Below are 11,682 nucleotides of genomic sequence, written 5' to 3' on the forward strand. Positions count from 1 at the left end.
ATTATTTCACATCCTTTTTTAAATCTCTTTTAATAGACTTAAATATCCATTTTATATTTACGACATTTGAAGTAAAATACAACTTTAATAAAAATAGATACTCCTTAAAACTCACATATTTTAAATCGTTTAAAATATAGGATTTTGCAGACCTCTTTATTTCTACAATATACTGGTTATTAAAATAATTATTTAAATACTTTAAACTAAGTAAACGATTTAATATTATTGAATTGCCTTTGTGATACTCTGTTACGCCACCTATATGCTTTCTATAAACCGACATACTTTCTGACAAATATTTAATTTTATTTCCAGCGGTTACTAAAGCACTTAAAACTATATCCCCACTTTGTACTTCAACAAACCAATTTGGTATACTAAAATTTTTTGGTACTCTAAATACAACACTAGCTGTTGCCATAAAAGGGCCATGAAAAACTTTATCTACATTATATACTGTCTTATTTTCATCTAAAACATTCCATTTAAAATCTTTGTAATACGTTACACGATATGGCCAGGGCTTTTCAAAAAGTACTTTAGCTTCATGAAAACAAATCGCATAATCAGAATTAGCCTCCAAAAAATCCACTTGTTTTTGCAGTTTTAAGGGGTCTGTCCAATAGTCATCACCTTCGCATAACGCAATGTATTTACCTTTACAAGCTTTTAAGTTCTCAATCATATTATAACGCCCTGTTGGGTTACCGTTGATGTAAATCACATCTTTGCGTGAGCGTAAAAACAGTTTTATTTTATCAGGGTATTTATTAGCATAATCTATACAAATCTCACGGGTACCGTCATGACTCTCATCTTCACCTAAGATAATTTCAAATGGGAAGGTGGTTTCTTGCATTAAAATACCATTAAGACATTGCTCAATATAATCTTTGTGATTATAAGTAACTACGGAAACACTTACTAATGGAGTTTCTTTATTCATCTAAATATTTTTCTAAATCCGTCCCTATTAAATCGTTATCAATTTTTTTGATTATTTCACTTGGTAAATTACCTTTCCATTTATCATCTTTTTGATTTATTCTAAAAACAGAATAAGCATGTCTAGATAAATCTTTTTTTTGTCCTTTTCTAATAAAATCTAAAGTTTGAAAACCTAAATCTAAATTACAGAATAAAAACATTTTTTTAATTTCTTGCTCTGTATCTTTCAATAAAGCTCTATAATCTAAAATGTAAAATCTATCTGGATACTTTTCTTTAAGTTTTAAAAAATTTATTGCCACTTCTTTCCATTTTTCATAACCATAAAATTCTTCTATAGCTCCTTTATTTTTTTTATCTGCTTTTTCCCATTCGTTTAGAATATCCCATTCATCTTTTTTAAATTCTTTAGGAGCATTCATCCATGAATAAATAACACTCTTAGGATTTCTTATGATACCTATAACTTTAACTTCATCATCCTTTTCTAACATATTGCTTAAAATATGATGATATCTGGCCTCTTTATATATAATATGAGTAATATCTCCTTTATCAAAAACAGGTATTAATCCTTTTTCTTTTTCACTCTTTTGAGTTATAAAATCATCATGACTTAATGATACTTTTTCAAAAAAATCATTAATATCTTCAGCTGAAGATGAGTCATTTAAAAAAGATTTAAATGCATAAGAAAATAAAGGTTGATGTCTATAAATTACCTTATTAGATGAATCAAAAATAGCCCCAACCCAAGAAGTACCTGACCTTGGGACACCATGTATTGCTATTTTAAATGTTTTCATTTTTCTCTATTAGTACATCGAATCGATAATCAGAATTAATTTGGTAATCTGGCTGCTTTAATATTATAAAAGAAGTTTTAGGAAAACAAGAATTCATAGCTTTAAAAAAATCCTTTTGATACCAATAACCAATCATTGGCTTATCTTCTTGAATTCTTTTAAAGTAATCAACTTGGTAAGTAGGTTTATCTATATACGCCCATTTCTTGTCTAAATCTGGTATATCACCTAATAAAATCTTTCCATTTACCTTTAGTGATTTTAAACATTTTGAAATTAGTTCATATGATTCTTTTTCGTTAAAATGCTGAAGTGAAAAATATATTATAATTGCATCAAATTTATTTTTTGAGATTTTATAGTCTTTAATATCTGAATTTATAATTTCTAAATTTTCAGAATCAAAGTTTTCCATTAGTTGATTTAGTAATATTTCTGAATAATCTACTCCAAGGGCAAGCTTACACTTTTTGGCTATTTCCCCAATAATTAATCCATTACCACAGCATAGCTCTAAAACACTTGAATCTTGATTGATTGAAAGTAATTCTATAATATAATTTACGGTTTTCATCCAAACTACATCACCTACTTTTAAACCACCTCTTGTTCTAGAAACATTAATCTGTAAATCTCTATTTCTATTAACAACTTTCTTATCGTTGTAATAATTTTTCCAATATTCATTATTTTTTTTGTCTACTTTATCCATAACAAGATGTTAATCAATTAAAACAAATGAATTTATCATATCTTTAGCTTTTTCTTTTTTATTAAACATTAAGACATCAATTATTGATAAATAAGGTGTAAAATCATTTTCAAATTGCTTGTATGGTTCTACTGATATTTCTAAAAATTTTAAATCAATCCCTGCCTTGGTATATTTTTCATTATCGAAAAATGAACGTCCACCAGGCGGATTAAAATAACTAGTTGCCTTCAAAGCCTTACTAATATGAAGCGCCCACTCATCTGGTGCAGTAACAGGTTCAATATCCAAATTCATTTCAGACCAAATAGACATGGGTGTTTTTATATCTAAATAGTTACAAAGGGTTAATAATGACTTATAATTCAAATCTACAATGCTCGTGTATTCATTTTCAAAAACAGTCTCCAAAAGTCCTATTACATTGTTGTAGTAAGGTGCTTTTTTTTTGTAATGTACCAATTGTGCAAGAATTTTCTGCTTCCAATCTATACTGTTATTGATACCTATACTACAAATTGGAGTGTTCTGATGATGTTTTAATAAAGGTACTTTAATATACAGAGGCGTGCCGTTTAGCTTTAATACCCTATTACGTTCTATCCAACCATGCCTTATATATTGAGGAGTATCAAACAGTATAAATTGATCGACATGGTTTATCAATGCTAAATAACCTAAATAAGGCATAAAATAAGGTTGCATAATGCCTAGTTTCATAAACTCTTGTTTATAAGTTTACATATACGATCAACCGTTTCAATAGACAAACTATCATATAAAGGCAAACACAATATGCGTTTTGAAATATCTTCAGAAATTAGCTTACTATTTTTTTCAATATAAGGTAAGGTATTTAAACTTGGATAAAAGTAGCGTCTAGGAAATATATTATTTTCGTTAAGCTTTATTTTAGCCTTGAGCAACTGTGTTTCATTTTCAAAAATCACCGGGTAATAACTGTAATTCCACTGGGTGCCTTCCCGTAATTTTAATGGTTTTAAAGGCAAACCAGCCAAAGCCTCATTATAAGATGCCACTATTTGTTTTCGTTGTTCCAAAATGATTCGCATATACGGCAATACCGCCAAGCCCATAGCCGCTTGGGGTTCGCTCATCTTGGCATTAATCCCCAACCCTTGAAAACTCTCTTGACCCTTATGCCCAAAGTTGTGATGATAAAACATCCTATCGTAATGCTCCGATTTGCAAAACAAGGCACCACCTTCCCCAGTATGAAAGAGTTTAGTGGCATGAAAACTACAGGTACTCACATCGCCATAATTAAAAATAGATTGGCCTTTATAGGTGACCCCAAAACAGTGAGCGGCATCGTAAATAACCTTTAACCCATATTTATCTGCAATGGCCTGTATAGTTTCCACATCACAGGGGTTTCCAAAGACGTGGGTCGCCAATATGGCTGTAGTATTTGGGGTTATCGCGGCTTCTATTTTAGTTTCGTCTATGGTCAAATACTCCGGATGGATATCTACAAACACAGGCGTACAGCCTTCCCATACAATAATGCTGGTGGTGGCCACATAACTAAAGGGTGTGGTAATGATTTCCCCTGTTAACCCTAAGGCTTTTATAGCTATTTGTAAAGGCAAAGTTCCATTGGTCATGGCTATGATGTTACCAGCATCTAAATAATCTTTTAGTTTAGCTTCAAGTTCTTGCACCAAAACGCCTCGATTAGTCATCCAACCTGTATCCCAAGCCCGTTTTAAAATAGCTTGGTACTCATCCTGTGGTGGTAAAAAGGTTTTGGTTACGTTTATCATATCATTTAAGTTCTACAGCTACATCTGTTTGTAGTTCAAAGGGCACCCACATACTCTTATCTCCTACAGCCGAAAATTTTATAAAATTGTTCACCCTCAAAATAGGGCTGTTACTTTCAGCATCTTTTACAATAATATCAATACCATAAGCCCCTAGTGTAAACATTGAGTTTTTAATGGTAAAATAATACTTTAAATACTTGGCGTCTTTAACCTCAGTAGATTCTTGGCCGCTCTGCACTCCTGCCACAGGTCTTAAATCTTTATCCTTTATTTCCATATATACGGTAGGCAACACTTTAAAATTTCCTTTCTTTATAGCAAAACAAAGGCTTATTCCTATATCTTGCCCTCTCAACACTTGGCCTTGTTCTAAATCGCAATTGTGGGACAAAAACTCTAAACTCCCATCATCAAACACCACATTGCTTTCATTATTAGCAAACCGTGTATAATACAAATCTATGCCTTTGGCTACATCAGTCCCTTGAAATTTAGGCTTACCATGCTCCATTAATATAATATGGTTACAAATACGGGATATCATAGGCATACTATGGCTTACAAATACGATAGCCGTGTTGGGCAAAATAGTATCAATTTGCTTAAAACACTTTAATACAAATCCTAAATCCCCAACTGCTAAGACCTCATCAATAATCAACACATCGGGTTCCATTTGGGCAGCTACGGCAAAGCCCAGTCGTACTTTCATCCCGCTACTGTAATGTTGCACGGGCATATCAATAAAGTCTTCCAGTTCGGCAAAAGCAATAATGTCGTCCAACTTGCGGGTAATCTCTTGTCTTGTAAACCCTAACACCGCCCCATTGTTATAAATGTTTTCGCGCCCCGTGAGTATGGGATTAAAGCCAGCACCCAGCTCAATTAAAGCGCCTACACGTCCTTTTATAGTCACTTTACCAGCATCGGGGTTAATCAAGCCGTTTAGTATTTTAAGCAGGGTACTTTTACCAGCACCATTATGGCCAATAAGCCCCAAACACTCGCCACGGCGTAGCTCGAAACTCACATCTTTTACCGCCCAAAATTCTTTGGGGCGCAGTTCGCGGTTATGCTTGTTACCCCGAACCCCGCTAACCAAATCCTTTACGCCATACCATAAGCTGGTCTTGAGGTCTTTGCAAAACTTTTTACTGAGGCCTTCTACCTTTACAAGGACGTCGTTGGTGTTTGATATGTCTTGTGTTTGATTCGTCATATATTCTAGATTCTTCACTTCGCTACGCTAGTTCTGAATGACAATTTACTGCTTTTTTTGCTTAGGTCTTCTACCTTTACAAGAACGTCGTTATTGGGTGGTATGTCTTGATTTTGTTTACTCATGTATGTTTTATTCGGGAATCGTGAATCGGGAAACGGGAATCGAAAATGTTTTTTTCAACTATTCACTTCTCATTATTCACTTCTCACTACTCAATACTCAATACTCACTTCTCATTATTCACTTCCCACTACTTTTTCAAAGATTCTTCGCTAACGCTCTGAATGACAAACACCATGTCATGCAGAAGGAGGTTATGCAATAACCGACTGAAGCATCTCTATTTTAATTCTACTTATAATGTTTTAGATTCATCACTTCGCTACGCTAGTTCTGAATGACAATTTACTGCTTTTTTTGCTTAGGTCTTCTACCTTTACAAGGCCGTCGTTGTTGGGTGGTATGTTATGTTCATCGTTGTTCAATTGTTTGTTATTCTAAATTACATGTGTTTATTGAGATGCTTCGACAGGCTCAGCATGACAATATGCTTTTTTTATTCAAAAAATGTGAATCCACTCACGCCTCACTACTTATCACTAATCGCTCATTACTCACTATTCGCTATTAACTTCTCACTACTCAATACTCACATCTCACTTCCCACTACATTTTCAAAGATTCTTCGCTAACGCCCTGAATGACAAACACCATGTCATGCAGAAGGAGGTTATGCAATAACCGACTGAAGCATCTCTATTTTAATTCTACTTATAATGTTTTAGATTCATCACTTCGCTATGCTCGTTCTGAATGACAATTTACTGCTTCTTTTACTTAGGTCTTCTACCTTTACGAGGCCGTCGTTGTTGGGTGGTATGTTATGTTCATCGTTGTTCAATTGTTTGTTATTCTAAATTACATGTGTTTATTGAGATGCTTCGACAGGCTCAGCATGACAATATGCTTTTTTTATTCAAAAAATGTGAATCCACTCACGCCTCACTACTTATCACTAATCGCTCATTACTCACTATTCGCTATTAACTTCTCACTACTCACTACTCAATACTCACTTCTCATTATTCACTTCCCACTACATTTTCAAAGATTCTTCGCTAACGCTCTGAATGACAAACACCATGTCATGCAGAAGGAGGTTATGCAATAACCGACTGAAGCATCTCTATTTTAATTCTACTTATTATGTTTTAGATTCATCACTTCGCTATGCTCGTTCTGAATGACATTTTGCCTTTCTATTTTACTGTTTCTTTTATTAGGTTTTCCACCTTTACGAGGCCGTTGTTGTTGGGTGGTATGTTTTTATTTTGTTTACTCATCTTTTATTCGGGAATCGTGAATTGGAAATCGACTCACTTTTCACTACTCACGGCTCACTACTCACTTCTCACTACTCACTTCTCACTACTCATTACTAACATCTCACTACTCGCCCCTACGCACTCATCCGTTCTACAATAATAGGAATAGATAATCTATAAAACACTAATCCTAAACATAATAGTGGCACACAAACCAATAATAATCCGATATAATAGGGTAAAAACTGTAATGGTTGCCCTAAAGCCATATCTCTAGCGGTGACAATAATAGGTGTAAACGGATTCCATAGCATAATGCTTCTCATAATACCCTCTTTAGGAATGGCATATACTACAGGTGTGACGTACATCACAAATCCTAATCCGAAACTAATCAACCGGCTAACATCTTTATACAACATGCCAATAGGTGTTATAAACAAGCCTATGGTAATCCCAAAAAACACCGCTGCCAATAACGCAAACGGTAACAACAATAAGCTCCAATGGAATCCAACACCAAACACAAAAATAAATACGACTAACAAGAGTACTTTTATCGCACTATTAAACAGTAACTTAAAAATCCCCGACACCACTAAAGCTTCTTTAGGAAAATTAATCTTAGTTAAAATAGATTTAGCCGCATTGGTGCTAGACATTGGCGTGTTAATAGACTCTTTAATAATAGACCACAACAAGGTTCCTGAAAAAGCATACACAGGATACGGCACTCCGGTATCGGTTAGCCTAATGGTCCCCGTACTGTTAAGGAATATCCAAACAAAAGCGGTGGTTAATGGTGTAATAAAGGCCCATAAAATCCCAAAATACGACTGACGGTATTGTGCTTTGATATCGCGAACCGCTAACTGTGTTGCCAAAAAACGAGACGATATAATATCGGTTAACGAAGCGCGCAACAGCCTACCAAACCGCAGGTTGTTTTCTTTCTGATACACGCGTGTTTCTAAACTCATTTAATTGGTAACGTTATTCCTAAGGGCTAAGATAACAATTGCTACAACAAACCAAAACTTACTATTAAAAAATCAAGATTTCGTAACAAGTGGATAATTTGTAAGAGATGCTGAAATGAATTCAGCATGACAAGGAGCTTAAATACAAAGAGATACTGAACTATCTACCTGCCGTAGGCATGGCTAACAGGCCTGCCTGCCGTTAGGAAGGAGCATAACAAAAAGAATGTCATTTAAAGTAAGTAGAGTACCACAAAGAATCCCATTGTCATTCAGAGTGAGCGCAGAGACACGAAGAATCTACCCTGTCATTCAGAACGTAACGTAGTGAAGTGAAGAATCTTTTATAAATTTAAAACATGAAAACCAAAGGCACCCATAACTATTATGTTTATATCCTAACCAATAAAAACAAAACTGTACTCTATACTGGTGTTACAAACAACCTAAAAGATAGATTATATCATCACAAAAACCCATTACCCTTCTCAAAAGCATTTACTGCTAAGTACAAGTGTTTTTACCTGATACACTACGAGCATTTTACAGAAATTGAACAAGCCATTAAAAGGGAAAAACAAATTAAAGGTATGAGCAGAGCAAAAAAAGAAACTCTAATTTCTAATTCCAATAAAGACTGGATATTTTTAAATGAAAGTATTTAAAACCTTAGATTCTTCAGTCGGTCAATACTTGACCTCCTTCTGAATGACAATCGCCTCTTCTATTCAGATACTCACTGTCATTCAGAGTGAGCGACAGCGACACGAAGAATCTACCCTGTCAGTCAGAACGCACCCCAGTGAAGTGAAGAATCTTTATATTAAACCTCCCTTCTAAACTCCTTCTTCCTGCGAAGCAGGAAAACCACTTGTCGTAAGGATACATCTCAAAAGCTTCGAAATCCAGTCATACCATGACGCGAAGTTTTGAGAGGGGTTTACCGCAGGTAAAATCCCTACCGACAAGGCGTCGTTTCTTTTGTTTCGTTTTCTTTAGACGAGTAAAGAAAATGAAAAAATATAAATAAGGTCATTTTAAAACAAAAGGAGATGCTGAAACAAGTTCAGCATGACAAACAATTATTAACAAGAAAGTGCTGAAATATCTACCTGTGACTAATAGAAGCACAATTAAAGACTAAATGACATCAAACACATATCACCTCTGAAACGCATCCCAAGTAATCTTTAACCCGTCCTTTACTGAAAATTCGGGAGTGTACCCTAACAAACGTTTCGCCTTAGAAATATCAGCTAACGAATTGCGTACATCGCCTTGACGTGAAGGCCCATGAATGGCAGGTAAATTACTATCGGCTGCCGCTTGCAAGCTGTTCCATAAATAATTGACACTAATACGTTCACCACAAGCTACATTATACACCTCATTAGCTGCTTCTTCAGAGGCAAAAAAGGCTTTCACATTAGCTTGTACAGCATTGGCTACAAACGTAAAGTCACGAGTTTGCTCACCATCACCATGAATTGTGGGTGATTCCTGTGCTTTCAACGCTTGCATAAACAACGGAATTACCGCAGCATAAGCACCTTTAGGACTTTGCTTAGGGCCAAATACATTAAAATACCGTAAACCAATGCAGTCTGTTTGATACGTTGTACCAAACACCTCGGCATAAAGCTCATTCACATATTTTGTTACCGCATAAGGCGATAAGGGCTTCCCAATAGTATCCTCTATTTTTGGCAAAGATTTACTATCGCCATAGGTAGAACTAGATGCGGCATACACCATACGTTTTACAGTAGTACTATCTTTTAAAGCAATAAGCATATTTAAAAACCCTGAAATATTAACGGCATTTGTAATCGCAGGGTCGTTAATAGAACGCGGCACCGATCCCAACGCTGCTTGATGAGACACATAATCGACACCGTCCATAGCTTGCTTGCAAGTCTCCAAATCTCTTATATCACCTTCTAATAGATCAAAATTAGGGTGATTTGTAAACGCGGTGAGATTCTCACGATAGCCGTTAGAAAAGTTATCTAGCACACGTACCTGCTTTGCGCCATGGTTTAAAAGGTATTCCACAAGATTACTCCCTATAAAGCCACCGCCACCGGTAACTAAAAATGACAACGTCGATAAATCTTGAGTATGATAAGCCTTGTTGTACAACATAATTGCAATAGATTTTACGGTTTAAAAATACGACTAATCCGTAAACCGCAAAATGATTGTTAAGCTTATTAATAAATAGTGTTCTACTTCGCAACAGTAAGTAAAATGATGACTCTTGATATTAAGATGCTGAACCAAGTTCAGCATGACAAGGTGATGTTGAACTAAATTCAATATAATAAAACATGATTGTTTATTCATTTTTGATGGACCAAAAACGAACCAAAAAGTCCTTTGCTGTCGAGAGGTATTTTAAAGCCTTGACGCCTTTAAACCCAAAACAAATCCCTAGATTTCCTCCAAGGCTTCAAAAATCTTTTACGGGATTTATTTTGATATACTGCCGACAGCGTGTTCCTGCTTTGCAGGAATAGGGCTATATCTAAACAGTTTACGTGGAGATGCTGAACCATCTACCTGTTGGCAGACAGAAGCATGACAATAGGTTTAAAATTATAACCTAGCATCTACTTGATGTGGTGGCAACAACGATTTCACATCAAAAACGACACCATGTTCTGATTTTAAAGCCGCAATATCGAGTTCTAAAAATTCTTTATGAGATACCGCTACGACAACACTTTCGTATTGTGCTTGTAATTGCGAGGCACAACAGATTAAATCTAAACCATATTCGTGTTTGACTTCTTCGGCCGATGCCCATGGGTCGTAGACATCTACATTAATATCGTACGTTTTAAACTCCCTGATAATATCAATAACGCGTGAGTTACGTATATCTGGGCAATTTTCTTTAAATGTTATACCCAATACCAATACTTTAGCCTCTTGAATACGTGCCCCTTTTTTAATCATCATTTTTACAGTTTCTTGAGCGACATAACTTCCCATACTATCGTTCATTTTACGTCCTGCTAAAATTATTTCGGGATCATATCCCATTTCTATGGCTTTTTGTGCTAAGTAATATGGGTCGACTCCAATGCAATGGCCACCAACTAAACCTGGTGTAAAATTAATGAAGTTCCATTTGGTTCCTGCAGCTTCTAAAACGGCCTTTGTATCAATATCTAGCAAACGAAATATTTTTGACAACTCGTTTACAAATGCAATATTGATATCGCGTTGAGAGTTTTCAATCACTTTCGCTGCTTCGGCAACTTTAATAGAAGGAGCTAAATGTGTACCAGCCGTAATAACCGAACGGTATAAATCATCTATTTCTTTGGCAATTTCTGGTGTAGATCCAGACGTAACTTTCAATATTTTAGTTACGGTATGTGTTTTGTCTCCTGGATTAATACGCTCTGGTGAGTAGCCTGCAAAAAAATCGGTATTAAATACTAATCCTGATTGTTTTTCTAAAATAGGGACACAAATATCTTCTGTTACCCCTGGATAAACCGTAGATTCGTAAATAACAATATCTTGAGGTTTTAATAGTTCCCCAACGGTTTCACTAGCTTTAATAAGTGGCGTAAGAATAGGCTTATTAAGGTCGTCTGTTGGGGTTGGCACCGTGACAATATAAATTTGCGCTTCTGCCATAGCTTGAGAATTATGGGTCACCCAAAGTCCCGTTTTTTCATTTGGTGACGAGGCTAAAATAGCCTTTAAGTCGGTATCTGAAACCTCAAGCGTTTTATCGGTTCCAGATTGTAACTCGTTAATTCGTTTTGAATTGATATCGAACCCTACAACAGCATATTGCTTAGCAAATTCTACAGCTAATGGCAGTCCTACATAACCTAACCCAATAATGGCGATTTTTTTTTGATCCATAAGAGAGG

At 35.3% G+C, this 11,682-nt stretch carries 10 protein-coding genes; 1 reads left to right on the forward strand and 9 read right to left on the reverse strand.

What is annotated here, in order from left to right; translation table 11 throughout:
* Nucleotide 1: 1 nt before the first annotated feature.
* The 7 genes from EJA19_RS05945 to EJA19_RS05975 form a co-directional block, all read right to left on the reverse strand.
* Nucleotides 2–949 (reverse strand): glycosyltransferase family 2 protein, encoded by a 948-nt coding sequence (locus EJA19_RS05945; protein ID WP_125467432.1) that lies wholly within the window; start codon nt 947–949, stop codon nt 2–4.
* The gene (locus EJA19_RS05950; RefSeq protein WP_125467433.1) at nt 942–1,757 is read right to left on the reverse strand and encodes a sulfotransferase domain-containing protein; all 816 of its coding nucleotides are present in this window, start codon (nt 1,755–1,757) and stop codon (nt 942–944) included. Before EJA19_RS05950 ends, EJA19_RS05945 begins: the two co-directional genes overlap by 8 nt.
* Nucleotides 1,744–2,469, reverse strand: a complete 726-nt coding sequence (locus EJA19_RS05955; RefSeq protein ID WP_125467434.1) for a class I SAM-dependent methyltransferase — start codon at nt 2,467–2,469, stop codon at nt 1,744–1,746. The genes EJA19_RS05950 and EJA19_RS05955 overlap by 14 nt, the downstream gene beginning before the upstream one ends.
* 9 nt (nt 2,470–2,478) lie before the next feature.
* Nucleotides 2,479–3,189 (reverse strand): WbqC family protein, encoded by a 711-nt coding sequence (locus tag EJA19_RS05960; RefSeq protein ID WP_125467435.1) that lies wholly within the window; start codon nt 3,187–3,189, stop codon nt 2,479–2,481.
* On the reverse strand, nt 3,186–4,256 hold the full coding sequence (locus EJA19_RS05965; RefSeq protein ID WP_125467436.1) for a DegT/DnrJ/EryC1/StrS family aminotransferase: 1,071 nt from the start codon (nt 4,254–4,256) through the stop codon (nt 3,186–3,188). Before EJA19_RS05965 ends, EJA19_RS05960 begins: the two co-directional genes overlap by 4 nt.
* A 1-nt stretch (nt 4,257) precedes the next feature.
* Nucleotides 4,258–5,478 (reverse strand): ABC transporter ATP-binding protein, encoded by a 1,221-nt coding sequence (locus tag EJA19_RS05970; protein WP_125467437.1) that lies wholly within the window; start codon nt 5,476–5,478, stop codon nt 4,258–4,260.
* 1,462 nt (nt 5,479–6,940) lie between these two features.
* Nucleotides 6,941–7,786 carry an ABC transporter permease gene (locus tag EJA19_RS05975; protein WP_125467438.1) on the reverse strand — a complete coding sequence of 282 codons (846 nt, stop codon included), beginning with the start codon at nt 7,784–7,786 and terminating at the stop codon, nt 6,941–6,943.
* 359 nt (nt 7,787–8,145) lie between these two features.
* Here EJA19_RS05975 and EJA19_RS05980 point away from each other — a divergent pair, with 359 nt between their 5' ends.
* Nucleotides 8,146–8,451: a GIY-YIG nuclease family protein gene (locus EJA19_RS05980; protein WP_125467439.1), complete on the forward strand. Its 306-nt coding sequence runs from the start codon at nt 8,146–8,148 to the stop codon at nt 8,449–8,451.
* Nucleotides 8,452–8,947: 496 nt separating this feature from the next.
* Here EJA19_RS05980 and EJA19_RS05985 read toward each other — a convergent pair whose 3' ends face one another.
* Together EJA19_RS05985 and EJA19_RS05990 are read right to left on the reverse strand one after the other, a co-directional pair.
* On the reverse strand, nt 8,948–9,931 hold the full coding sequence (locus EJA19_RS05985; protein ID WP_125467440.1) for an SDR family oxidoreductase: 984 nt from the start codon (nt 9,929–9,931) through the stop codon (nt 8,948–8,950).
* A 453-nt stretch (nt 9,932–10,384) separates the two neighbouring features.
* The gene (locus EJA19_RS05990) at nt 10,385–11,674 is read right to left on the reverse strand and encodes a nucleotide sugar dehydrogenase (protein WP_125467441.1); all 1,290 of its coding nucleotides are present in this window, start codon (nt 11,672–11,674) and stop codon (nt 10,385–10,387) included.
* Nucleotides 11,675–11,682 lie beyond the last annotated feature (8 nt).

Origin of the sequence: Mangrovimonas spongiae, from assembly GCF_003944795.1 — a bacterium.
GTDB lineage: Bacteria > Bacteroidota > Bacteroidia > Flavobacteriales > Flavobacteriaceae > Mangrovimonas > Mangrovimonas spongiae.

What these genes read in the sequence shown, in the direction of transcription:
- EJA19_RS05985 (WP_125467440.1), bottom strand. Translation starts at nt 9,931, where the DNA reads ATGTTGTACAACAAGGCTTATCATACTCAAGATTTATCGACGTTGTCA.
- EJA19_RS05950 (WP_125467433.1), bottom strand. Translation starts at nt 1,757, where the DNA reads ATGAAAACATTTAAAATAGCAATACATGGTGTCCCAAGGTCAGGTACT.
- EJA19_RS05975 (WP_125467438.1), bottom strand. Translation starts at nt 7,786, where the DNA reads ATGAGTTTAGAAACACGCGTGTATCAGAAAGAAAACAACCTGCGGTTT.
- EJA19_RS05945 (WP_125467432.1), bottom strand. Translation starts at nt 949, where the DNA reads ATGAATAAAGAAACTCCATTAGTAAGTGTTTCCGTAGTTACTTATAAT.
- EJA19_RS05970 (WP_125467437.1), bottom strand. Translation starts at nt 5,478, where the DNA reads ATGACGAATCAAACACAAGACATATCAAACACCAACGACGTCCTTGTA.
- EJA19_RS05960 (WP_125467435.1), bottom strand. Translation starts at nt 3,189, where the DNA reads ATGAAACTAGGCATTATGCAACCTTATTTTATGCCTTATTTAGGTTAT.
- EJA19_RS05955 (WP_125467434.1), bottom strand. Translation starts at nt 2,469, where the DNA reads ATGGATAAAGTAGACAAAAAAAATAATGAATATTGGAAAAATTATTAC.
- EJA19_RS05980 (WP_125467439.1), top strand. Translation starts at nt 8,146, where the DNA reads ATGAAAACCAAAGGCACCCATAACTATTATGTTTATATCCTAACCAAT.
- EJA19_RS05990 (WP_125467441.1), bottom strand. Translation starts at nt 11,674, where the DNA reads ATGGATCAAAAAAAAATCGCCATTATTGGGTTAGGTTATGTAGGACTG.
- EJA19_RS05965 (WP_125467436.1), bottom strand. Translation starts at nt 4,256, where the DNA reads ATGATAAACGTAACCAAAACCTTTTTACCACCACAGGATGAGTACCAA.